The organism is Rossellomorea sp. RS05, assembly GCF_039822645.1.
Lineage (GTDB): Bacteria > Bacillota > Bacilli > Bacillales > Bacillaceae_B > Rossellomorea > Rossellomorea marisflavi_B.
The window spans coordinates 72,076-95,821 of sequence record NZ_JBDKWY010000004.1 but is presented as its reverse complement, the minus strand read 5'-3'; the positions used below and the strand labels follow the sequence as shown (position 1 = coordinate 95,821).

The 23,746-nt window shown below is 49.7% G+C and carries 27 protein-coding genes and 1 pseudogene; 5 read left to right on the top strand and 23 right to left on the bottom strand.

Going from position 1 to position 23,746, the window contains the following annotated elements:
• Positions 1–40: 40 nt before the first annotated feature.
• The 5 genes from ABJ225_RS12355 to ABJ225_RS12335 all read right to left on the bottom strand — a co-directional run bounded on the left by ABJ225_RS12355 (position 41) and on the right by ABJ225_RS12335 (position 4,341).
• On the bottom strand, positions 41–1,069 hold the full coding sequence (locus ABJ225_RS12355) for an ABC transporter ATP-binding protein (RefSeq protein WP_290031492.1): 1,029 nt from the start codon (positions 1,067–1,069) through the stop codon (positions 41–43).
• Positions 1,066–2,577, bottom strand: coding sequence for an ABC transporter permease (locus ABJ225_RS12350; RefSeq protein WP_347320451.1), 1,512 nt, complete (start codon positions 2,575–2,577; stop codon positions 1,066–1,068). The genes ABJ225_RS12355 and ABJ225_RS12350 overlap by 4 nt, the downstream gene beginning before the upstream one ends.
• 56 nt (positions 2,578–2,633) lie before the next feature.
• Positions 2,634–3,683: an extracellular solute-binding protein gene (locus ABJ225_RS12345; protein WP_347320449.1), complete on the bottom strand. Its 1,050-nt coding sequence runs from the start codon at positions 3,681–3,683 to the stop codon at positions 2,634–2,636.
• Between the two features lie 177 nt (positions 3,684–3,860).
• A complete protein-coding gene (locus tag ABJ225_RS12340; protein WP_056533303.1) occupies positions 3,861–4,196 on the bottom strand; it encodes a YesK family protein in 336 nt (111 codons plus the stop codon).
• Entirely contained in the window at positions 4,177–4,341 is a 165-nt protein-coding gene (locus ABJ225_RS12335; RefSeq protein ID WP_164468446.1) for a hypothetical protein, read from the bottom strand. The genes ABJ225_RS12340 and ABJ225_RS12335 overlap by 20 nt, the downstream gene beginning before the upstream one ends.
• Before the next feature lie 145 nt (positions 4,342–4,486).
• On the opposite strand from ABJ225_RS12335, the gene ABJ225_RS12330 reads away from it, so the two are divergent.
• The gene (locus ABJ225_RS12330) at positions 4,487–4,891 is read left to right on the top strand and encodes an Rrf2 family transcriptional regulator (protein WP_347320446.1); all 405 of its coding nucleotides are present in this window, start codon (positions 4,487–4,489) and stop codon (positions 4,889–4,891) included.
• 142 nt (positions 4,892–5,033) lie between these two features.
• Complete coding sequence (locus ABJ225_RS12325; protein ID WP_347320444.1) at positions 5,034–5,666, top strand: NAD(P)-dependent oxidoreductase; 633 nt, start codon at positions 5,034–5,036, stop codon at positions 5,664–5,666.
• A gap of 165 nt (positions 5,667–5,831) precedes the next feature.
• Here the strand turns inward: ABJ225_RS12325 and ABJ225_RS12320 are convergent, their stop codons facing one another.
• The 9 genes from ABJ225_RS12320 to ABJ225_RS12280 all read right to left on the bottom strand — a co-directional run bounded on the left by ABJ225_RS12320 (position 5,832) and on the right by ABJ225_RS12280 (position 12,112).
• Complete coding sequence (locus ABJ225_RS12320) at positions 5,832–6,422, bottom strand: HD domain-containing protein (protein WP_347320442.1); 591 nt, start codon at positions 6,420–6,422, stop codon at positions 5,832–5,834.
• A gap of 72 nt (positions 6,423–6,494) precedes the next feature.
• Complete coding sequence (locus ABJ225_RS12315) at positions 6,495–6,689, bottom strand: hypothetical protein (RefSeq protein ID WP_063191027.1); 195 nt, start codon at positions 6,687–6,689, stop codon at positions 6,495–6,497.
• A 143-nt stretch (positions 6,690–6,832) separates the two neighbouring features.
• The gene (locus ABJ225_RS12310; RefSeq protein WP_347320440.1) at positions 6,833–7,723 is read right to left on the bottom strand and encodes a hypothetical protein; all 891 of its coding nucleotides are present in this window, start codon (positions 7,721–7,723) and stop codon (positions 6,833–6,835) included.
• A 450-nt stretch (positions 7,724–8,173) separates the two neighbouring features.
• Positions 8,174–8,587, bottom strand: a complete 414-nt coding sequence (locus ABJ225_RS12305) for a GNAT family N-acetyltransferase (protein ID WP_048005693.1) — start codon at positions 8,585–8,587, stop codon at positions 8,174–8,176.
• Between the two features lie 58 nt (positions 8,588–8,645).
• On the bottom strand, positions 8,646–9,155 hold the full coding sequence (locus ABJ225_RS12300) for a hypothetical protein (RefSeq protein WP_347320438.1): 510 nt from the start codon (positions 9,153–9,155) through the stop codon (positions 8,646–8,648).
• A gap of 240 nt (positions 9,156–9,395) precedes the next feature.
• Positions 9,396–10,256, bottom strand: coding sequence for a GNAT family N-acetyltransferase (locus ABJ225_RS12295; RefSeq protein ID WP_048005601.1), 861 nt, complete (start codon positions 10,254–10,256; stop codon positions 9,396–9,398).
• 12 nt (positions 10,257–10,268) lie between these two features.
• On the bottom strand, positions 10,269–10,712 hold the full coding sequence (locus ABJ225_RS12290; protein WP_347320436.1) for a hypothetical protein: 444 nt from the start codon (positions 10,710–10,712) through the stop codon (positions 10,269–10,271).
• Between the two features lie 78 nt (positions 10,713–10,790).
• Complete coding sequence (locus tag ABJ225_RS12285; RefSeq protein WP_347320434.1) at positions 10,791–11,231, bottom strand: GNAT family N-acetyltransferase; 441 nt, start codon at positions 11,229–11,231, stop codon at positions 10,791–10,793.
• Positions 11,204–12,112 (bottom strand): DMT family transporter, encoded by a 909-nt coding sequence (locus ABJ225_RS12280; RefSeq protein WP_347320432.1) that lies wholly within the window; start codon positions 12,110–12,112, stop codon positions 11,204–11,206. The genes ABJ225_RS12285 and ABJ225_RS12280 overlap by 28 nt, the downstream gene beginning before the upstream one ends.
• A gap of 97 nt (positions 12,113–12,209) precedes the next feature.
• Here ABJ225_RS12280 and pdxR point away from each other — a divergent pair, with 97 nt between their 5' ends.
• On the top strand, positions 12,210–13,610 hold the full coding sequence (pdxR, locus tag ABJ225_RS12275; protein ID WP_347320430.1) for a MocR-like pyridoxine biosynthesis transcription factor PdxR: 1,401 nt from the start codon (positions 12,210–12,212) through the stop codon (positions 13,608–13,610).
• A gap of 101 nt (positions 13,611–13,711) precedes the next feature.
• Here the strand turns inward: pdxR and ABJ225_RS12270 are convergent, their stop codons facing one another.
• The gene (locus ABJ225_RS12270; protein WP_347320428.1) at positions 13,712–14,344 is read right to left on the bottom strand and encodes a hypothetical protein; all 633 of its coding nucleotides are present in this window, start codon (positions 14,342–14,344) and stop codon (positions 13,712–13,714) included.
• A gap of 171 nt (positions 14,345–14,515) precedes the next feature.
• Between ABJ225_RS12270 and ABJ225_RS12265 the strand changes: the two genes are divergently transcribed.
• Together ABJ225_RS12265 and ABJ225_RS12260 are read left to right on the top strand one after the other, a co-directional pair.
• Complete coding sequence (locus ABJ225_RS12265) at positions 14,516–15,400, top strand: ABC transporter permease subunit (protein ID WP_218245275.1); 885 nt, start codon at positions 14,516–14,518, stop codon at positions 15,398–15,400.
• Complete coding sequence (locus ABJ225_RS12260) at positions 15,393–16,418, top strand: hypothetical protein (RefSeq protein ID WP_347320426.1); 1,026 nt, start codon at positions 15,393–15,395, stop codon at positions 16,416–16,418. Before ABJ225_RS12265 ends, ABJ225_RS12260 begins: the two co-directional genes overlap by 8 nt.
• A 44-nt stretch (positions 16,419–16,462) precedes the next feature.
• Here the strand turns inward: ABJ225_RS12260 and ABJ225_RS12255 are convergent, their stop codons facing one another.
• The 8 genes and pseudogenes from ABJ225_RS12255 to ABJ225_RS12220 all read right to left on the bottom strand — a co-directional run bounded on the left by ABJ225_RS12255 (position 16,463) and on the right by ABJ225_RS12220 (position 23,633).
• Positions 16,463–18,538, bottom strand: coding sequence for a class I SAM-dependent methyltransferase (locus ABJ225_RS12255; RefSeq protein WP_347320424.1), 2,076 nt, complete (start codon positions 18,536–18,538; stop codon positions 16,463–16,465).
• A 113-nt stretch (positions 18,539–18,651) separates the two neighbouring features.
• A pseudogene (locus ABJ225_RS12250) lies at positions 18,652–19,238 on the bottom strand (histidine phosphatase family protein).
• Between the two features lie 28 nt (positions 19,239–19,266).
• Complete coding sequence (locus ABJ225_RS12245; RefSeq protein WP_347320422.1) at positions 19,267–19,620, bottom strand: DUF2085 domain-containing protein; 354 nt, start codon at positions 19,618–19,620, stop codon at positions 19,267–19,269.
• Positions 19,598–19,885 (bottom strand): hypothetical protein, encoded by a 288-nt coding sequence (locus ABJ225_RS12240; protein WP_347320420.1) that lies wholly within the window; start codon positions 19,883–19,885, stop codon positions 19,598–19,600. The genes ABJ225_RS12245 and ABJ225_RS12240 overlap by 23 nt, the downstream gene beginning before the upstream one ends.
• 82 nt (positions 19,886–19,967) lie before the next feature.
• Positions 19,968–20,831 (bottom strand): gluzincin family metallopeptidase, encoded by an 864-nt coding sequence (locus ABJ225_RS12235; RefSeq protein ID WP_347320418.1) that lies wholly within the window; start codon positions 20,829–20,831, stop codon positions 19,968–19,970.
• A gap of 13 nt (positions 20,832–20,844) precedes the next feature.
• Positions 20,845–21,345, bottom strand: coding sequence for an NUDIX hydrolase (locus ABJ225_RS12230; RefSeq protein ID WP_347320416.1), 501 nt, complete (start codon positions 21,343–21,345; stop codon positions 20,845–20,847).
• Positions 21,346–21,703: 358 nt separating this feature from the next.
• Positions 21,704–23,101: a DUF4179 domain-containing protein gene (locus tag ABJ225_RS12225; RefSeq protein WP_347320414.1), complete on the bottom strand. Its 1,398-nt coding sequence runs from the start codon at positions 23,099–23,101 to the stop codon at positions 21,704–21,706.
• Positions 23,094–23,633, bottom strand: a complete 540-nt coding sequence (locus tag ABJ225_RS12220; protein WP_347320412.1) for a sigma-70 family RNA polymerase sigma factor — start codon at positions 23,631–23,633, stop codon at positions 23,094–23,096. Before ABJ225_RS12220 ends, ABJ225_RS12225 begins: the two co-directional genes overlap by 8 nt.
• Between the last annotated feature and the right edge of the window lie 113 nt (positions 23,634–23,746).

Here is a 23,746-nt window from a genome sequence, read left to right as displayed (position 1 = left end):
CATTCCAGCGATTGGAATAGAGCTTTGCTTCAACATTCATTCAGTAGATCACGACATCCCCGTCCACCTTCAAGCCGACGGTGTCCCCTACTTTGACCTGAGGTCTTCCGAGGACACGGATGGAAGCTGAAGTCGCCTGGCCGTTCTCATCGATGAGAAGTTCAATCAGGGAATCGTGTCCGAAGTAGGTCGTCTTCATGACCTTCGCTTGGATTCCGCTTTCGATTGGCCCTACGCTCAGCTGTTCCGGACGGATCATGACCGTGACTTGTTCGGCGCAACCGGAAGGCTTATGACATGGCAGCATGCCGAGCGGACAGTCGACGCATTCTCCGCTGATCCGTCCATTGAGGAGCACGGCTTCCCCAACGAAGGTGGCCACCTTCAAGTCTTTCGGTTTTGTATAGACATCATCCGGATTGGCGATTTGGACAAGCTCTCCGTCTCTCATGACCGCAATCACATCAGCCATGGAGAAGGCTTCTTCCTGATCATGGGTCACCATGATCGACGTCGCGTTCGACTGTTCGAGGGCGTGCTTGATATCATCACGGAGCTTAGCACGTAAGCCTGTATCCAGTGCGCTGAACGGTTCATCCAAGAGGATCAGGGATGGACCGGGAGCAAGGGCGCGCGCCAGGGCCACACGCTGCTGCTGCCCGCCGGACAGTTCATGGGGCATGCGCTTTTCAAACCCTTGCATGCCGACTAGCTCCAGCATATCGAGGACACGGCCGGTGCGTTTCATCTTCCTCGGCAGTCCGAAGGCGACGTTCTGTTCCACCGTCAAATGTGGGAAGAGTGCGCCTTCCTGCGGTACATAGCCGATCTTGCGCTTTTCCGGGGAGAGATAGAGGCGTTCACCGAAAGCCTTCACGCCCGAGATCTCGATTTCACCCGATGCAGGGATTTCGAATCCTGCGATGCTACGGAGAAGGGTCGTCTTCCCGCACCCCGATGGTCCGAGAACGGCGAGCATCTGCCCCTTCTGCAAGTCGAAGGAGACATTCTCCAATACTTTCACTCCATCAAAGTTCTTTGATAACTCTTTAATCGTCAAGGCCTTCATACTCTTTCACTCCTCTTACTGGAAAATGATCGCATGGTCAGGACATAGACCGGCACGCCCGAGATCAGGATCAGCAGGGCGGCATAGGGGGCAGCTGCGGCAAACTCGGAGTTCGCCGTGTGCTGCCACACCCTGATGGCGAGCGTATCGACACCCGTCGGACGGAGCAGCAGCGTCGCCGTCAATTCATTCATGATTTTCAAACAAACAAGGGCCATTGCCGCCCCGATGCCCGGGATGATCAAGGGCAGGGTCACGGTGAAGAAGACACTCATCGGCCTTCTACCGAGTGACCTCGCCACCTCTTCGACCCGCTCTGGCGCCTGCTCATACGAGGCACGGATCGATGACTGGGCAAGGGGGACGAACAGGATTACATATGCGATGATTAGCAGAGCCGATGTCTGGTAGATCCCGCTCATATAGCGGATGGCGAAGAACACAAGGGTCAAGCCGATGACAAGACCAGGCAGACTGTGGACCACATATGGGACACGCTCGGCCATGACCGACAGCGGCCCCCGGTGGCGGAGCGACAGCATGACGAGAGGCAGCGCGATGATCACCGTCACCACGGCCCCTCCCAACCCGTAGGACAAGGTGGTGAACAGATTGCCTACCAATTCAGCAGGCTCGAAGCTTGCCGAGCTTCCGGTTACCAACCAATACCCAAGACGTCCGAGGGGAATCCCGACGGCGAGTACCGTCAACGCGAGGAACCCCAGTTGGACGAACGGTGCTGCCAACCCGAGACTCACCTGCTCTCTCGCACGTGAGACTCCTCTTCCTACAGACGTATATTTAGCCTTCCCACGGACGTAGAGCTCCACTCCGATGAAGACGAGGCACAAGAACAGGAGGACCGTCGTCAGCATCGCAGCAGATGCCCCGTTGAAGGCCATCGTGTACTGATCATAGATCGCCGTCGTAAACGTATCAAAACGGAGCAGGGACAGAGCCCCGAATTCCGCAAGCGTGTGAAGGGCAATCAGGAGCGCCCCACCAAACAGTGCCGGCCGCATTTGCGGAAACGTGACGAGCCAGAAGGTCTTCCACTGTCCGTATCCTGCCGAGAATGCCACTTCCTCGAGGGAAGGATTCATCCCCCGCAGTGCCGCAGCCACCGGCAAGTGTACCAAGGGATAGCTGTATAGCGTCAGGACAAGGAAGGCACCGAAGAATCCTTCAAAAATCGGGCTCAGGGAAACCCAGCTGTAACTCGATACAAAAGCGGGGACGGCGAACGGAATCGTCACGAGGACGTTCCACACGCGTCTTCCCCATAGATTCGTCCGTTCCGTGCACCAGGCCGTGGCGATACCGATGACCATGGAGGCCACCGTCACCGACACGTCCAGAAGAAGCGTATTTTTCAGAAGCTCATACACACGGTCTCGGAAGATCAGGTTGATCGATGTCTCCCATCCGGCTTCATACGCGCGGAGGATAATGTAGAGGATAGGTAGACACGCGACAAAAATAAAGATAAAAACAGGTAAAAGGAGCAACAGCGACGTTCTTTTTCGCTGCGGCTCCTTCTTCCTCCATATGCCGGTCAGGGGCATTAGAGCAACCCTACTTCTTGTAGAAGTTCCAATGCCTGCTCACCATCAGAATATTCCCCGAGGTCAAGTGCTTCTTTCGGCGGATTCAATTCTGAGAAAGGTTTCATGTCCTTCGTGTCCACGCTAGAGTTCAATGGATACTGTGAACTTGTATCCGTCAATACCTGCTGTCCTTTTTCTTCAGTGGCGAACTCCATGAATTTCTGTGCTTCTTCTTTATGAGAGCTTGACTTGACAATTCCTGCTCCGGATAGGGAAATCATATCCCCGATATCGCCATTACCGAAGTAATAGAGCTTGGAGTTCATGTTGTCAGCGCCTTTTTCTTTTGCTTCATTGTCCCAGTAGTAGTTGTTGATAAGGGCTGCGCCTACATCGCCTTTTTCTACTGCATCAAGGGCAATCTTGTTGTTCTTATATTGCTTGCCGTATTTCTTCAAGCCTTCCAACCACTGTTTTGTTTCATCTTCACCATAAAGCATGATCATGGCAGAGATCTGGTTCGTGAACGCACCGCTTGTCGGTACGTAGGCTACTTTGTCTTTCCATTCAGGCTTAGCGAAATCGAATACCGTCTTCGGCAGTTCGCTTTCTTTCACCACATCGGGATTGTATGCCACGACGCGTGAACGCGCAAGCAATCCGACCCAAGTACCGTCTGGATCTTCATATTGGTCATCCATGTTATCAAGGGCCTTGGAATCGATCTTCTCAAGAAGTCCCTTCTCACTCAACATTACAAGGGGAGCCGTTTCTTCCGTGAAGATGATATCGGCAGGAGACTTGTCTCCTTCTTCTGCAACCTGATGAGCCAGCTCATTGCTGGATCCTTCACGCACGTCCACTTTAATTCCAGTTTCCTTCGTGAATTCCTTCGTCAACGCTTCGGTCACTTCCGTGTGCTGACCGCTGTAGATGGTCAACGCTTTTTCTTTATCGCCGTCCTTCGCGTTATCGCCGCCGTTCCCACATGCCGCCAACGCACCGACGACCATGACGGACGCTGCCGCCACTGCTGCCTTCTTCGCATATGTATGAAGCTTCATCATGTTGATTTCCTCCCCAAGACTGAATGGTATGTTTTATAGTGGTGTTTCACTTATTAACGATGCAAGTGATAATCATTATCACCACCTTAGTATAAGCAAGAGAAGAATCAACGTCAATGTCTTTAATGAAAAAAGTTCTCAATTAGCCGAAAATGTGAAAAAAGAATGACGTTTTCATCATTCTTTCACCAATAAAGACCATATGAACGATGTCACAAGCCCTGCCATGGATGCCATCATCACCATCATGGCAAGGGCACTGTACCCCATTCCCTTCCACCCCCCGATCGCAAATCCCACCACCCATCCGGCAGCTGACAGGAAAATCAGGATTAAAAACAGGATCAACCCTTCATAGGAGGGGCGCTTTGTATAGCGCAGGATCAATTGGATTGCCACACTTACCGCCACACCCGTTATCATCATGGTTTGCGGTGTCATTTCTTCACCTCCAGCTTTGACCACCGCAAGGAAGTGCGGCTCATCATCTCCATCACCAATCTCGGCCTTCACCAGACTGATAGTTACTGCTCTCTCCCTTTTTGGTGGATGGGTCACTGTGACGCGTATGTTTTGTATTGTTATTCCGCCTTCTCCTGTAGTCGATCAGAGCAGCGAACAATAGGATACCGATGATCATATAGAGGTAAAACATCATATCCGCACCCCCCTTTCTTCTATAGTATTCTCAATCACGGGTCAGATTCCTCCTTTCCCTACGTCCCCTGTCTATCCCCTTCATAAGCTGAGCCATTTGACAACCCCTCTATTTGTAACTAATATGGTTACGAAGGAGGGAGATCATGATTAACACCCGCTTATCGGTCGCGATTCATATCATGTCTCTAGTGGCCATGGATCCGAAGCAATCATCCGATCAGATCGCCCAGAGCGTCACCACGAATCCCGTCGTCATCAGGAGGCTATCCGGTGACCTGAAAAAAGCCGGACTATTGACGTCCCAAGCCGGAGTACCAGGCTTCAACCTGACACGTGACCTCAAGGACATTACCTTGCTTGATATCTATAAAGCCGTGAATATGGAGAAAGAGTTATTCTCCATCCACGATAAACCGAACCCGAAGTGCCCCGTTGGCAAACGGATCCAAGGTACACTGGATGAAACGTTCAGAAGCGTCCAGACAGCCATGGAAAATGAACTGAATGAACAAACGCTAAAGGACATCATGAATCATCTCTTCCAATAAGAGGTGATTTTTTTATGGTTGACAGATCAACCTGTAACATTTATAGTTACATTTAGAACAACTCATTCTCCCGAATCCATCGGGATTTATTTTCAAACAACCTGTAACAGAAATAGTTACAAAACAATAGGAGGAATGCAACATGAACATCGCCATCATCGGAGCAACAGGAAAAGCAGGATCATTGATAACAGAGGAAGCCATCCAACGAGGCCATGACGTGACCGCCATCGTGCGCAGCGCGTCAAAAGTGAACGCAAACGTGAACATTGTTGAAAAGGATCTCTTCGAACTCACAGGTGAAGACTTGAAAGGATTCGACGTCGTAGTGAACGCCTTTAATGCGCCTGAAGGAAAAGAACATCTCCACATTGAAGCTGGCAGGGTCCTTACTAATGCACTGAAAGATGCACCGGGAACGAGACTCGTTGTCATCGGCGGAGCCGGAAGCCTGTTTGTGGACGAAGACAAAACCGTTCAACTCTTGGAAACACCAGACTTCCCGAAAGCCTATTATGCCACTGCCTACAATGCGAGCCTCAGCCTGAAAGAGCTGCAAAACACTGAAGGCCTCAACTGGACCTACATCAGCCCGGCAGCCTTCTTCGACCCTGAGGGTTCCAAAACCGGCACGTACCAAACCGGTAAGGATCACTTCATCGTCAATGCAGAAGGTCAGAGCTACATCAGCTATGCCGACTATGCCGCAGCACTCCTTGACGAAGTAGAACAACCGAAACATAAGAACGAACGATTTGCCGTTGTATCAAAATAAGAACAAAGAGAAGGCAGGGACCCGATCCCTGCCTTCTTTTACTGTTCGTTATCTTCGCCAAACACCCCGATGGTCTTTAGGTTATTCTTTTCTGAAAAACGATAGGTTACATATGTAACCAAGGAAGACAACTCCAATCAGGCTGACATGCACAACCTTTGGAGATTACTGCCTTACACGCCCTTGAATCTTCTCATGCCCTTCCTTTTCAACGAGGTCTTTCAACTCCGTCAGGAAGCTGTCAAACTCCACATGTCTTCCCATGGCGTAGGTCATGTCCACCTCGACATCCAGCCACGTAGAAAGATCGGCCTCATTATGCTGGATCTGCACCTCGAGCTTGTCTAGAGCATTCGCCACCTTTGCCTCGTACGTCCCTTTTGCCTCGAACTCATGCCACAGCGTGTATAGCTCAAGTCCTACTTCTCCCGGAATCATGTCCCGGATGTTCTCGATTGCCTGTTCCTCACGCTCCTGTTTCAATGCCTTCAATTCAGCATTCCCTAGCGTATCAAAAGCCGGGACATCGCCTGCTTCCGCCTCTACCAGGTCATGAATGATGATCATCTTCAACAGTTTTTCCATCTCAACCGACCGGTCCAAAAACGGTTCCACGAGGATGGCCATGAGGGATACTCTCCACGTATGCTCCGCCACACTCTCCTGACGCCCATCCGACAGCCAGCTGTGTCGCATTTCCATTTTCAGCTTTTGGGATAGGTGGATGAGGTTCATGATGCCTTTTAGTTGATCCATCTAGGTTCCCTCCCCGTTTCTATAAAATGATCCTATTTTACCAAAATATGTTACAATAAACCTATCACACTCTCATGTAAAGGAAGTGACCACAATGGAAACACAAGCCCCTTCACCAAAAACGTATGGCTTCATCAGCTGGCTCTCCCTCATCATCGGTGTAATATCCTTCTTCCTTGTGTTCGTTACCCCGAAACGAATAGCCAATACCGGTTCTGCCATCGGGGATTCCATCACCCTCGGCCTGATGGTCATCGGGAGTATCATCTCGATTGTTGGACTCCTCAAAAAAAACGGAGAAAAAGGTTCTCTCCGTCATCGGTTTATTTCTTTCCCTTTTCTTTATCTTTTACTGGTTCCTGATCATCGTCCTCTTGGTCACCGGGCAGATTCCTTTTGCACCTTAAGAATCACTGCGTCAGATTTTCCATCTCAACCACTTTTCCGTCAGCCCGCTCGACCGTATAGCGGACAGAAGGATTTTGAGGGTAGGACGCATTGCCGTTATATTCCGTGATTTCAACACGATCGCCGTGGCTCACAAACTTGGTGAAACTCCCCCCCGCTCCGCTGATATTGCTGAAATGCAGAAGCATAGTGTCACCAGAAGTCCCTTCCTCCACCACTTCCCATAGATCACGCTCATAGTTCTCCCAGAAAATATTCTTGGAAACCTCATTTGCTTTGTTCTTATGAACCAATTCCCATAGATCCACTGCCTCGTCGATAGTATCCCAGGCAGCGCCGTCCCTCTGGAATTCGATCACCTGGCCATCAGGCACTGTGCCGTCTGCAAAGTACTGATCGAACGAATCGTCCTCTAACGTCAGGGCTTCCAAGGAATCTCCCTCACCTTTCAACAGCAAAGCAGTCATTTCGTTATCATCACGTATGATCTTCACCACCGTATAGCCATGGCGATCCTTATACTTCTCAACCTTATACACATACTCGTACTTTTCGTTCACCGCGAGCTCGCCATTGTTAAAGAACCACTTACTCTTCACTCCATCGTCCTTCCCCTTTGCCACCCAGGAACCGGAAATGTCGAGAGACGCTTCTTCTACTCCATCAGAAGTGGCTTCCTCGTCTTCACTTTTTCCCTCCTGTTCAGCCGTCGCACTCTCATCCGATGTGGTTTCTTCATCCTCAGCCTCAACCGGCTCCGACTGGTTCTCCTTCTGCTTTTGTTCCTCCTTCACTTCCGGTTTATCCTCGGTCTGAGCCTTTTCTTCCTTGCCGCAACCCGCTACCACCATGGCGGCAAGGATGGCGGATATCATCCAACTGTAGCTTTTCATTATGATTAAACACCCTTTACCCTCTAATGTTTGGAAGCAATATTCCATCCATGACTATTCGACAATTATTTCAAATAATCCTTTATATGGGAGGTTCTTTTAAATGTTTTCCAATACGATATTTAGAAACCGCCATTATTCCCTCCTAATACTCTTTTGGCTTGGTCATACTTTTGCTCGTTTTGAACCAACAACTATAAGTATCAGGACTTTCTTTGGAATAGGTTCATAGCACACACAAAAAGCAGAGAGTTCGGTATACTCATCTGCTTTTTGTGTGCTATGAATTTTTTCTATACACCAGTACAGATTCCACTAAGGCTACGAATGCTATGAACAGAAACCCCCAGTGGATACTCCCCGGCCCCGTCAATCCCCTATAGGAGAAAAACACACCAATGCCAATCAACAAAATAAATATCATGCAATTCTTCATCACATCTACAACCCTTACTCCATTACCCTGAATATCCCAGTCATGTTCGGTGAATAATCTTTGAAATCATACTTCTCGTAAAACGATTCTTTTCCACCGGATGCAAACAATCCGACAAATGCCTTGTCAGGAGCATGATCCTTTAAGTAACCGACAAGGCTGCCCATGATCTCCTGCCCAAGGCCCTTCCCCTGATGATCAGGGTGCACGACGATATCCTGTATGTAAAAATAAATCGCTCCGTCCCCGATGATCCGTCCCATTCCGATTGCCTGTGCATGGTCCATGATGACCACAGAGAACAATGAGTTTTTAAGAGATGTTTCCGCTGCATCGTAATTCATAAAATCCGTCCAGCCGACGGAATCACACAGACGTGTGTATTCTTGCAAGGTGGGTGTGCGTTGCTCAAGTTTGTATGTCTTCACCATTCTTCCTCCTCAGTTGCTCATCTATGTTATTCGACACATCTGCTCTGTATCTTTCTCACTCCCAAATGAGCCGATCAAATGCATACCCCAGGCTCATGCCTGTCACTTTATTTTCGACATGCACGAAGGATAACAGGAGATTGTTCTCATGATCTACGTACCCGATCTCTTGCATTCCCTGGTTTGAATCTGTATATGAAAAATAATTCTCACCATAGGCCGCAGTGACTTCGTCGAGTGAAGAACCCAGCCCGATATGAGCTGTCGTTGAACCCGTTCCACCTTCGATCACCCCAACAGCAAGGATTTCATCCGTCTCCTTATCCACACTTACATCCAGCTTTCCGTTTCTAAACTGATTGTAATTCCTGTCGTACTCCCCATTTGATTCATACACCTTGAATCCCGAATCTTCCTGGAGAAAAGTGCCCACTTTTAGTCCACCGATGGATTCACCCGACAAATTGGTAGACTGGGCTTTCTTCATGGATTGCTCCAGGGTTTGACTGCTGCAGGTTGAGAGCATTAAGAGGAGGAACAAACATAAAGCTGATAACTTTTTCATATAGGAACTCCCCGATCAAATTCTTTTCCTTAAAGCATCACAAAAGTAATTATTTTACATTATAAAAAGTCATTCTTTCTTTCCATCAAAGAGATCCCTCAATCGGATCTCCTCTGTTCGACCGTCATAACGGGCATGGAATCAGAATTCAGTTTTCTTAAAAGATGCCCCTAGGAATGATTCGTTTGAATGATTTTTGTTTTATTATAGAATCACTCACTGGAGTAACCCTTCTCCAAACTAATATGTCACCCGCCCGGTGTAGTGCTCCATCCGGTGAACTACCTCGAATCCCGCTCTCCCATAAAGACGGATGGCCTGGTCATGTCCAGCATCCACCGTCATACTGACCGTTTGGATCCCAAGCTCGTCATGCAAAAATGCCAGGGCCGCCTTAGTCAGAGTCGTGCCGATCCCTTGATGCCTTTCAGCCGGATCGACTGCGATGAATTCAATCGTTCCTTCGTTATAAGTGGGGCTGCCCTTCACATAGGCGTATCCCTTTATTCCGGCTTCCGATTCCACTGCGAACACTTTATGCTCGTGATCAAGGCGTTTGAGAATATCGAGACCGCTCATGTACGTTTCCGGAAATGCTTCGTCGTGCAGCTTGATGAATGACGCATGCCGTTCCGGACTCAATTCGTCGACTCGGGAATCGATCCTCACACCTTTTTGGTTAATGGCATGCATGATAAGGTGCGAACTTCCCTTACAGGCTCCTAGCCTATTCATGAAATCCCTCGCCAGGGTATTCTGTTCATTATAGAACCCATAGTAGGTGTGGACCTTGTCACCTAACCGCGTTGTAAGGTCCTCCCACAGTTCCAAAGCAAGCTCAGCTGGCTGCCCCTCTTTTAAAAACGGACCCCAAAGCTCCGCTGTTCCGTCCCCCAGATCGACATCTGCACCCAGCACCCCGATGATGGCGTCGTTTTCATGTATGACAGCAATGGATTCTCCTGCCGGCAGGTCTGAGAATTCATGAGAAATCGTGTGGAGGATTTCTTCCTGCTCATCGCCACAATAGCCGACGTGGTGTTCTGCTCTTTGGTTGGCAAGGGAAATGAAAGTTGAAATAGCTTCGAGGAACTTTTGCATCAGCACACCTCCCTAAGGATTAGTTTCGTACACATGGGTAACCTCTTTTGATCCTATCTTAAAATGAAAATCAGCCTGTTCCAACTCACTGAACCCTTCCCCTTCCGATACTAGGACAATGGAGTAGCGCTCTCCGCTCTTGATGGTATACGGGAGGTCAGCAAGTTTTGTTCTTTCATAACTCTCAGGCCAGTTCTTTCCTTCATCGTTGATGATATAGGCTCTCGCCGTCTCCATATGATTCACCTGGACAGAATCCAGGGTGGCCTCCTTTTTAGGATGTTGGAGTTCGAAGTTGATCTTCATATAAGTAGGGTACGATGTTTCCTCGAATTGAACCGTTTCCCACACCCACAATTCTCCTTCACGATCACCGCAACCGCTCAGGATCCATGTGTTAAATAGGAAAAAGATGATTATGAGCTTTTCACCTCTCCACCCCGTTTCCGTTTTCAATAAAGATATGCTTCCAATCACCATTTTTTACTTAATTATACAGTTCGACACATTTCCTCACATTCCTTTGAAACTTGATCATATCTCTTTCCTAAATGAATAACTCCGCCTTGTATATCCCATTCTCTCTTCATAAAAGCGGTGAGCATCCTTCCTCTTCACCCCTGATTCCAACGCCACCAATGCTGCTCCCTGTTCACGCCCATAGTCATGGATGTATGTGAGTAGCCTCTCCCCGTAGCCGTGGGATCGGTGATGGGGACTCGTGACCAGGTCATAAATGAACACGTGACGACCATTATACAAATTGGTGCAAAGCCTGATGCCTGCAAGAGAGACCAGCTCACCTTCTGCATAGAGGCCGAATAGCTGATAGCCCTCCTGGGTCATGACCTGTCTAAGACTCAGATAGCTCTCTAGCGATAGATCTGTCCGCAATGCCTTCATCACCTCAAATGATTGCGTCCATTCTTCCACAGTGTGAAGCTCCCTTATGTTGATGTTGATGTTGATGGCCATGTTTGTTCCTCCCTCATTTGTTTTCCTTTTAACGCCACAAAGGCACCTGCACATGACAAACTGAATCCGATCACGAGGTACGGGGTCAGGTCAGATTCACCGATCACCACCGATGCAATCCCTCCAATCGCAGGGAATAGGGCCACCATGTACCCGCTTCTCGCCCCGCCGATCTCCTTGACCAGTTTCAAATAAAACAGCCAGGCAAAGAATGACGCGCATACGGATAGGTACAGAAGTGCAGACCAATAGTGAATGGAGGGAGGCAGGGACACGGGGACCCCTTTGTCCCATACAAATCCTCCCATCACGACGCCTGCCACAAGGAACCCGAACATATTGGCGCAGACCGGGTCAACTCCCCTGTCGGCATTGATGGCAGAACACACATCACCGATGGATGTAATGATGGTCCCCACAAGGGCGAGCCCCAATCCACTCACTGACAGGGATTCCGGATGGTGGACAAGCGCCGGATACAACAGGATGAATACGGCCCCGATCCCCATTGCGCCACCCACGGCAATCCGACCCGATACAGATTCCCTCCCAACAACGGCAAGAGCCAGTGGAGTGAATACGACCTTCAGGGAGAAGATCATCGTCACCACGGCTGCGGAGCTTTGCAGCGTTCCGTAGTAAAGACAAAGATAGCTCAGGGCAAAATTGCACACCCCGAACAGCAAGACCGTCACCCTGCGCCCACCTCCCAACGGTTTATCCGGCTGTCTCCATAGAAGAAGGGCTCCGAACATCAGACAGGTGAGCGCCAGCCGATAAAACAGCGATAGCTCCGGCGCGACAAGGTCCCCCTGGATCTTGACAGCGATGAAATTCAATCCCCACACCAACGTACAAAACCAATAATACATTCGAATCATAAATATCCTCCTCTTACACCCCAATTATCCAAAATTTCTGTCATTTCAAAAAGATACAGTTTACACTAAAGATAAATGACAGATTAGGAGATTACTCATGGCCGAATTGATTTTTTCCATTGAACGAAATAGCCAGATCCCCATGTATCATCAGGTATATCAGTATATCCGCACGCAGATCACCTCAGGAAAACTTCCCCACGGAACCAGGCTTCCTTCCATCAGGGAGCTTGCCCGTCAGCTTGATGTGAGCCGGAACACCACGCAGCTCGCTTATGAGCAGCTTCTTTCAGAGGGATACCTCCGCAGTGAACACAAAAAAGGCTTCTTTGTGGAAGCCAAAATGTCAGATAGCGTATTTGCCTATGAACGGATTCCGGATACTGCTGACCCTGTGGTTCCAACCAACAGGCACCACATCGACTTCCGTACCGGAACGGTGGATCAGGACAGCTTCCCCCTCGCCAAGTGGCGGCGCCATTCCAATAAAATCATGAATGACCCTTCCCTGTACTCCTATGGCGACAAGCAGGGGGACACGGAGCTCAGACGGGAACTGGAGAACTATCTTTTTCAATCACGGGGCGTGCAGGCAGCTGCGGACCAGATCATAATAGGCGCAGGCACGAAGTCGTTGCTCCTCATTCTTCTCCTGATTTTAAGGTCCCACCATGTGATTGCCGTGGAGGATCCAGGATACGACCTGTCCAGAAAGCTCTTCACCCTCATGGGGTTTGAGGTTCATCCGACCCCAGTCACATCGTCAGGCATCCATACAGAGGAACTCAGGCAATCGCCAGCCACCCTTCTCTATACCACACCGACCCACCACTATCCGACAGGCGTGACCATGCCCGTGAATCAGAGGCTCGATCTCCTCCGCTGGGCACATGAGGTCGACGGCTACATCATCGAGGATGACTACGACAGCGAATTCCGCTACATCCACCAGCCTGTCCCCTCTCTTCAAAGCATGGACCATAGCGGACGCATCATCTTCATGGGAACCTTCTCAAAAGCCCTTCTTCCCTCAATCAGGATCAGCTATATGGTCCTGCCGCCAAGCTTGCTGACGCTGTACCGGGAAAACGCAGGGCTATTTGAACAATCCGCTTCCCCCATCCATCAGAAGACACTGGCCCGTTTCATGAAGGATGGCCACTGGTATCCACACCTCCGGAAATTGAAGGCTTTATATCGAAATCGGATGAACGTATTGGTGAGGGAGCTTCGACAGGCATTCCAAACCGATATTGATATCAAGGGCGAGCATTCGGGGATCTTTGTCGTGGTTGAACTGAAGACCGATCAGACCGAGGTGGAATTGATTGAAAAAGCGAGCAACCATGGTGTGGGCGTATATGGATGTTCGAAGTATTTTGTCGAGGCAAAACCTCGGTACCCTCATCTGCAGCTTGGACTGGGGAAGCTATCGGAGGAGGAGATTGTGGAGGGAGTGTCGCGGTTAATGCGGGCATGGGAAAGGCCACGAGAATAAGAAGAACCGCTTTCGTTTTCAGTTCATTTTCTCCATACAAAGAGGTTCTATCTCTACTTTTAGAGATAGAACCTTTTTGTACTATGTCTCCGATCAGGAAATTACTTCTTGAAATTCGGTCCTCCTGTGGATGTGATTTTCTCCCCTTTTTCCCCGGCAACAAAGGGCCTTGGATCGATAGTTTGAAACCCATTTTCCTCATAGGTCATAACATCCGTATATTTTCGTAGGATGACTACTTCTGCATCACCATCTTCTACAGTCTTCATCCCGAGGCTGTCCTTGATGTGTTCTCCGTTTGATCCTAACAGCTTCTGTATCTCCTCTGGTTGCTTGCGGGGATCAACGAAGGCTTCAATTCGGAATCTTTTATCTTGCTCCGATACAGCGCGCGGAAAAGCAACGGGCCCAAATTCCTTTGTTTCCTCCACTTTGACATCTTCCTCGCCTTTGATTTCATCTAAAGGTTCGGCCCCACTGTTTACAATTCTTAGATAATCATCACTATCGGAAAAAGGTTTTATTTGTACAGTCACCACGGTCCCTTCCGGCAGACTCGTTTCGCCTCTAACGACCATTTTAGAACCCAAAAGCACTAGATTCGGGTTGAAATCCACCATCACCTCTTTGGCTGTAGTTTCTTTTTTCTTCGGTTCTTTTTCTTTCACCCCCTCAAACGCCACCAACTTGCACCCTGCCAAAATAGGAAGCATACAGAGTATGAGAATCGTCAAAACCAGCCACTTGCTTCTCATCATTTCCCACCTTTCCGAGTAATCTGGAATAATTTATAAAAAACATCTATAAACAATTCCCTTAATTGCAATTTAATGGTAGTATGTTACCGAAAGAATGTCAATTAAATTCAGAATATTTAGATTACAAAATATATTAAGGGGGAAAAGATGAAAAAGATATGGTCCGGGCTTCTCTACACCTTTTTTATTTTCATAGGTTTCTTGTTGGTCAGCAGTGTGAGCGCCATGTTGCAGTATGACCATGTACTGGTGATCAATCTGGAAAACTTCGTTTTGTCCATGAAGACGACACTCACGCAGCTCGGGGACTTCTCGACTCTCCGCATCCCTTGGGGGGAATCCGATAGAACGTATCCTGTAACGGAAGTGTTTGCCGAGTCTTACGGGTACTCCTTCCTGATTCTGCTTGGTGCATTTCTTTTGGCTATTGTCGTCGCCATTGTGCTCAGCTACTGCTTCATGTTGCTTCCGCGGAAGGCGGGCCGGATCGTCAGCCGTTTTCTGGATGGACTTGATGCCTTGCCGGATGTGTTCATCGTCGTCCTGCTTCAGCTCTTCATTATCTGGCTCTTCAAGAATACCGGATTTCTTCTCTTCGATATCTACACCCTCGGGGAGGACAGGATCTATGTCTTGCCCATCGTCTGTCTCGCCGTTTTGCCTGTAACCTACCTCATCAAGAACTTCATCTTCCAGCTGCGGGAGGAAGAGTCCAAGCCGTATATCGAATTCTCGTATTCCAAAGGATTCTCAAAGTCTTATACGCTATGGGTTCATCTCTTCCGGAACGTATGGATCCATTTCTTCTATCACTCCAAGCCTGTGTTCCTGCTCATGCTCTCGAATCTATTGATCATCGAACTCATGTTCAACATCCATGGCTTCATGAAAGCCCTGCTGTTTGCTTCCACTGCTTCTCCCCCTGCCTTCCTGGTGGGGATGGTCCTGCTTGTCCTGCCGTTCTACGCGATTTATGCACTCGGCTCACTTTGTTTGAAAACCTGGTTAAAGGAGGGGACGACTGTTGAATAAAAAATGGATACTCGGTCTCTACCTGCCGCTTTCCGTTATCGCCCTCCTCATACTGGCCAGTTTCCTCCTGCCTATCCTCAATCCAGGGTTCGACGAGGACACGGTGAAATACTTGAAGGATGCTTCTGGGAAGATTTATGCTGCTCCACCCTACTCACCGCTTGAAATGCCGCCGCTCGGAAGTGAAAAAACCGGTCTGAACCTGTTCTGGCTCCTCATTGCCGGTGCAAAATACACCATCCTGGCGACCATCGCCATCGCATTCCTCAGGATGGTATTCGGGTTCATCTCGGGTCTGATCTATACCTTCCTTCCAAAGCTCTTGGTGAAACATGTGAAGGGACTTGCAGAAGTATTCCAATTCATCCCGCTCGTCATCATCGTGTACGCCCTTCTGCACTACGTGGATCAGGCGTATCAGTCGGCGGCACTTGAGTCCAACACCTATACCATCATCCAGGTCATCGCCATCGCAATCGTCATCATCCCCTCTCTCGGCATCTATATGGGGGAAGAAATGAAGCTATTCATGCACAACGAATTCATCGAAGCGTCCCGGACACTCGGAGGGACCAACCGGCACCTGATCCGGATCCATCTGTGGCCTCAGTTCCTGCGGCACTCCATCGTGCTGTTCTCGGAGCAGATCTCCCAGACCCTTGCCCTGCTCATCCAGCTCGGCATTCTGACCCTGACCCTGGGCGGCCTCCGGTATCTACCGGGAGGAGAAGACTCCGACCCGCTCTACTTCAACGTCAATTATGAATGGGCATCCATGATCAGCATGAACACCAACGCCATCTTCGTCACCCCGTGGCTCCTGGTGGCACCGCTCCTCTTCTTTGCGATCCTGATCTTCCTATTCAACACGATCAGCTCGAACCTGAAAAGGATGCTTCTCGAAACGAATGAAGAAAGCCAAGGAAGGAAGAAGAAAGTAGACAAAAGTGTCAAACCAGGCAAAACCTATTCTCAGCAGGATTTTGATATGATCAGGCTTGAAAAAAAGAGCGGGTAAAACAGAACCCCTGAGGCTCCAATGCCCCAGGGGTTCCTTTCATTTCATACCTTCTCTATCACAATAAAGCACGTACTATCCGGCAAGCCCTCTATCCCGTCTTCATCCCGCACCGTCACCTTGGGAGCGAGGAACTCCTCATACCCGTCCTGGAGATAATGCTTGAACGCAACGATTTTCGCCTTATCTCCCAAGGCTTCCTTGATGGCCCCCTTGAACGCGGATGGCGTGTAGTAGCCGAATTGCTCCTGCACTTCATGGGGATAGGCTTCTTCGCCCCACGTATACGTGTAGAGGAATTCCATGGCATCATTGACGGGAAGCTTGATCCGTCCGTCTTGGAGGAATTCGTATTCCAGCTTCCTTCCCTTGAAATCATGGACGTACCGCTTGAAGAATGCGTGCCCATTTTTGTCCTTGAATTCGATCGTGCGGTAAGCATCCTTCGGCTCCGTCATGATCCCATCCCTGATGATGATCCGTCCGCCTTCGCTGAGCACTTCGAACGAACTTCTCAGCGCCTGGATGATCACGTCATGATTGAACTTCTTCCCCTCGTACGGGATATACGAGAACATTTCATGGAGGATCGAGGAGAAGACGATGGTGTCGACGGACCCCGGCTCGTAATGGGCCCTCAGCTCGAGGGCATCGGCCTGCTGCACGGTCCATCGCTTGTTCTCTCGGTTTTTCCTCCTCGTCAGTTCTTCGATGACGTTGGTGGAGACGTCGATCCCTACCACATTGGCTTCCGGGTGATCGTCCGACAGCACATCAAGCATGACGCCCCCTCCCGCGCCGATGTCGAGCATCAGCGTGCCCGTGGCAAAATCGGAAATAATGCGCTTATGATCCTGCCCGCTATTCATGTCGGACAGATAGGTCTGTTCGTTCTGCAGGCGATCGAAGGCATCCTTCCTGAAGCCGAAGAAATCATACAGGAGGATCGTCGCCCGCTCATAGTGAGGGGACTTTTCTGCTTCCTGACAGAATTCAATGAGCTTCTCCCCTGCTGCCGAATATCGGAATCGAACCCCGATGATCTGACCCAAGAGGTCCATGGGCTCAGCCTCTAGCTCCACATGCTCATTGACCGGCTTCTCCCCATGAAGGAGATCTTCAAGGGAGAATTCCTTCAGATACGATTCTATGATCCTCTTTTTATACAGATTGATGGTTTTCCGGCCTTTGTAATCATAGTAGATGTCTTTCATGAACGCCTCGAAGCTCACATGCTGTACGGAGAGGGGATTCACCTTTTGATAGATCAAGAGGAAGATCTTCAGGAACTCTTCCAGCGTAAATTCCTTCAGGGCGGATTCGACGTACCACAGATCGGTCTTCTTGAAGAAGCTTTCCACATAGCCGTTCAACCTGGCATCCGCCATATATCGGTGATACTCACGGTCGACATTCTCGCCATTTTCGATCGAAGACCGGCGAAGCCGCTCGATCCGTGCTTTCAGCGTCATTTCCACTGAACGTTCTCCATCGATCAGGAAAGAAACAATCTGATCTGCTTCGTCCTTCACCACTTCCCAAATCTCATTCGACACCCCCTGGATGATGCACTGATTGAGTTTCTTCAGGACCACTTCCATATCCATACCGATTCCATTGTGCTCATCCATCCACTGAATGAGGGGGTGTAGCTGCTTGTAGCGCACCTCTCCTCGGATATATTGACCGATCAGCCCATGAGTCAGGATCAGGGTGTAGAGGAGCTCCTCCCGCTCCAGATCCCGCAGGTGAAGAGGAAGACTCATCTGCTCCGCCGCATAAATCTGTGCTGATCCTATATTGTGGATATCGAGCTGGAAGCCCTTCTTCCCCCAGACGTTCCGCTGATGCTTCGTACCGCCCTTGGCCACTTCCGACCACACCAGCACTTCCTCGATGATTCCCTTCTCCTTCTCCGGCAGATCCATTTCATTCAGCACGAGCAAGGTACGTTCCACATAAGGAAGGACCGGGTTCACCGGCATCCTCTCAAGGGAGGTGATCTGCTCCAGATTGATATGCTGCTCTCTCGTCAGGTAAAGGTACTGCAGCCACCTATGCTCCCTCAGGACATCCCGGTCCCCTGCCCTCGCTTTGTCGATAAGCTCCAATGATTTCATGATGGATCCTCCCTTTCGCTACCGTTCTTCATATGGAAAATTGTATCATAATTCACCCAGATGAAATGCCGCCGGCTCTCTGAAAAAACAAAAAAACCGAGGCGGCCTCCACCTCAGCTTGTACGTGGGACGGGATCCCACAGCCTCTCTCCCTCAATCAGCTCTTCCCCGTCAAAGGTCAGTTTGTAAATATCCGGCTTCGATGTCCCCAGCAGGAAGTCCAGTCCAACCCTCTCGTCGAAGTGCTGCATCATGAGTGTCATCACTGCCCCGTGGGTACCGACGGCGATTTTGTGGCCTTGATAACGGGACAGTAGCTCTTTGATGACCTCAACGGCCCGCACCTGACAACCGGCATTCGACTTGCACCAGGCAGGGAGTAATGGGGATCCTTGAACGACTTCTCAAGGAGGGGATACAGCTCCGCATCAGCCATCCGGTTCACCCCGGAAGAAAACACCCTTTCTTTCAATTCCTCATAGAGCAGTACGTCTTTTCCAGACAGGGAGGCGAGCTCCTCGATCGTCAGGATGGCCCGCTTATACGGACTGGAGACGAATACATCGATCCCCTCTTCCTTCAGGAGCTCCGTCACCCGTCCGGCGTCTGCCTGTCCTTTTCCGCTAATCCCCCTGAGGCGTTCGACTTCTCCCGTCTTCGGGGAATCGCCATGTCTGATCAAATAGATGATGGTATTCATCGTGCACCTCGGATTCTCTTTAGTCGAATTACGGCAACCACGCAATGATGTTCCAAAAAAGTCCTGATATCCCGATGGAGAGCCCCAACCCGCTCATCAAACCCGTTGCACTCCTAAGGGCATTGGTACTGGTTCTCCACCGTTTGAGCTGTGTCCACCCATCCAGCACCATGGGCACCTGCAGGACAAACCCGATGTAAATGGGCAAGGGGTGGATCAGGAACAGGGGGAGAAACAGCATCCCGATCAGGATGAACAAACATCTGGAACAGATCGGCATGGCCTCCCCTCCGATATGAAAACATCGCTCTTCCCTCCGATGACAGGGCACCGTGCGGAAGAACCCATAGAGCGTGGATTTAAGGTGTACAGTCAAATCCACAGCAATCGCCTCCACCCACATGCTTCCCTACTCCCCTTGGTACCGGCACACAATCACCAAGATACGCACAATCCACGCAGTCCCAGTAAGTAGAATCTTTTTTGGATGTTCTCTTTGATTGGGAGCGATAACGCCGGACCGTCGCCCCCAGGATGATGATAGAGAATACCCCGAATATCGCACAGTACGCCCATTCCCCTTGGTAGCCTGTATATCCGGTTAAAAGAGAGAATAATAGAAAGGACGAAATCAATACAAAATACATGCTATCACCCTCATCAAGGTCCTTTCCCTGAAGTTTCCTATGATATGAGATTTACTATTTTCCATGAGTGATCTTACCCTTTTTATAGCACCCATCCCCCTACTAAATGTATGTACCGCTCATCAATCTCCCCAAAATACGATCTTCGCTTCTCCAATCCAGGTACCTTGTTCTGTTCCCGCTCGCTCAGCTTATAGGATTCCTGATCAATATAAGCAAGCCACTCTTCCTCAAGCTCTGCCGCGTCCTTCCCATAGACCTCTTTCATCTGCTGTAGCGAGTCTTTTTCATTAAAGACCTTCTCGAACTCTTCCATCCCGTACTCTTCGATGAGGTATGAAACAAAGGAAGCCGACTCGATATAGGAAATCCACTGCAGAGACCGAGATGCTCCCTCACTTTCCAAGGAAGGTTGAAACAGCATCCGGCTCATGGACGTTCCACAAAGTTTCGTCAGGGGAATCATCATCCCTTCTTCTTTCACCACATTCATAATCGCGTGGGGGGAAACGTCATAATTTGGGTACACCGGGTCACCGTATTCCGTTTGAAGATGGATGGCAAGTCCCTCAAGTTCCCAGTAACCCCGGTCATCCTGCTCTTCCTTACCCCACAGAAGCGCATGGGAGAGCTCATGGACCGTCAGGAAGTGTCCGTTATCTTTAAACAGCACCACCTCGTCCCGTGTGGAAAAAGAGATATCCTTCTGATTGTAAAACTCCAGGGAAATGGGAGAGGCAGGATCGTAGTCACCCTTCACCGCCCCCATGATCGCTTCATAGGCATGGGTCACCTCGTCCTGGATGGAACTCCGGCTGGCAGTCGAATGGTTCTCTACGTCAAACTCCACCTGACCGACCCGGAAGGTGAACCGATCTTCTTTAAAATAGAACCAATAGATCATCAGTCCAGCGATGAGACCGATAAGAACACTAGCTGTGATCATCACTATCTTCTTGCTAGTAATCTCCCATCACCTGCCCTACCAACTCAATTCTCAACCACTCCAAAGGTGCCTTCTTCACAAAATGCTTCTCTACAAACGCAAGCACCACATCATTCCCCGGCAGCGTCGCCCGCTCCATGGCATCGGGGAAACGAAGCCACTCATACTCACTATGCTCCCTGTTCAGCATCACGTCCTGATCGTCCTCTACAAACCCGACGAACACCGGCGCCATGTAAATGTCATTCGTCGCTGGCGAGTAGAACTGATCGAATGTGTTCCCTGTGTACAACGTCCGGATGTCGATCCCCGTCTCTTCCCAGATCTCGCGCTTTGCCGCCTGCCATGCCTTTTCACCCGGCTCGATTCCGCCGCCGATGTAGCACCACGCTCCATTCAAGGTCCGGGATGCCCGCTTCAGAAGGAGCACGCAATCCTCTCCATCCACTTTCTTTACTAAAACAGCAGCAATCCCGCTGCGGCGTATAGGAAGTTCCGTTGTTTCACTCATCATCTACTGCACATCCTTACTATTATGTTGGCGGGGAGGGTGAAGGTCATCAATTCTTCCCGCGCGTACTTCCTGCCAATCAGGAAACAGATGGAACTTCCAATCAAACAGACTAGGAGTAGAACACTCACACTTCTGTTCTCCCAGAAAGCCAAAAAAGCCCCTCCATGCACACCCCAGGAGACGATGATGGATAGTATGACTCTCCAAGAATAGCTGAAGATGTTTTCATCCACCACATTCGAATTACTCCATTGGGATTTTAATCCATTTTACCATCAGGATCAGAAATTTCAATCAAATCTATAAATCAAATAAACAGAAAAAGGGTGCGCCGCCTTCAATGGCACACCCCTGGAATTTAGTTGTTCACGCTAATATCAAAAGGCTTCAACTCTTTAGCCGAAACAAAACTGGAGAAATCAAACTGAAGGACCGTTTTCTCCAGTGTGAAATTCTTGAACGGCTCTTCTCCATCCAACTCAAATGTGGATTGGAAGTGAGCGGTCTCCCCATCGATCGTTTTCACTGTGTTCTTGCGGATGCTGTGATGTTTAGGAGGGACAGGATTGTCAGGATCAATCTTATCAAGATAATCCTGATCCACCAACAGTAGCTCATATTGAAGATTGTTTTCCAGCAGTTCAAGTCGGTTTTTGCTCAAGTCTGCCGGAAGACCGAGCAGCTGATAATCCAAGATCACCTGATTACCGCGCTCTGTTATTTCGTTCACCTGCAGCTTCAGTCCAAGACGTTCACTGTCGAGTGTGAAGCCGTCTTGACCCAGCAGCTGCTCCACCTTCGGATCGGCTACATCCACCTGAGGATAGAACGTAAGGGACTCGATGGCCGAAGCCGGTTTCGTCATCTCCACGCGAATCGTCCGGTGGTACCCGTCTTCTTCCTGAGACTCGCTCAGTACGGTCGGATTGCCGAAACCGTATACCTTGCCGTCTTCATCCCTTGCCTTTTTAATCCGCACATCATCGTCTTTATATTTCTGAACCGTTTCATATACAAGGGACGAACTCGCCTTGCCCGTCAGGATTTCTTTCAGATGGAAGGTGACGCCATCCTGTTTGTACTCATGACTCTGGTCAAGTGCCGTCCGCATGTTCTCCTCCTGCTGAAGGGGCACGTCGAATGTCCACTCTCCTTTGACGCCATTGATGGAATGGATCGTGACGGGAAGAATCTCATTCTCGTCGATGGTTTCGTACGGATAGTTCATCTTCCACTGGAAGTCATACCCGCCCTTCACTTTCTTGACGGTACTGGAACGATCGCTCAACCACGCATCACGATCCCCCTGCCTGTCACCGTAGTTGACATCAAAGCTCACTTCCCCGGGCTCATTCTGCCCCTTCTCCACGCCATCATCCACAAATCCCGTAATCGATACCGCCACACCGTCGAAATAGGCGCTGGTCAGCTTCACCGTTACCCCGTTCTTCGTCATCGACTGATCAAGCTCCGTCACGGCCTGCTGATGAGCAAGTTCCATTCCGGTTTTATCATTGAACTGCTGGAAGATCCCCCCGATGAGTGGCGCACTGGCCAACACGCTGTTCATTGTCGGATTCACCAAACCCGTTCCGAGTGTAATCCCCACAAGAGCCACTGCAGCCGTCAACCCAGTAGCTACCTTTCGCTTCTTCTTTGGCCGGGCTTGGTTCAACCCTTCCGAAATGGCGCTGAACACCTTTTCCTTCGGCACTGGAATCTGCTCCACCGCTGCTTTCACCTTCTTGTTATCCATGGCACTTGTCCTCCTCATCCTGATAGAACTTCTTCAGTTCTACTCGGCCCCTGCTCAGATTCGTCTTCACCGTATTCTCCGGAATGCCCATCATCTCGCTGATCAGCTTGATCGGGTAATCATGATAATAGAAAAGGATGATAGCTGTTCGATAACCCTCTCGTAAATGACCGATCGCATCAAGAAGCTGTTCCGACTCTTCTAGTTCTGGGTCTGCGTGACCCGGCAGATTGGATAGAATCTCATCACTCAACGGAACCACTTTCTTCTTCCGTCGATATAGATCGCCTGCACACCGAATGACGATCCTCGTGAACCAGGTAAGGAAATACTCCGGCTGCTTCAAGGAATGAATCGATGTAAACGCCTTGAATGATGCCTCCTGCACCGCATCCAGCGCATCCTCTTCATTATTCACATACAAAAACGCCGTCCGGTAAATCCGTTCATAATGCTGCTGAAGCAGCCTCTCAAAGGCAGCCTTATTACCCTTGATCGCCTTCTTGACCAGCCGCTGGTCTTTTGCATCCATCTGGTTTGCCCCCTTTATACTTATTAGTGGGATGGTTGGGGGAGGAAAGTTTCAGGTTGGGAGAGTTTTTATTTATACGATATCATTTACGGGTGAATTGGAGTAAAAAAATA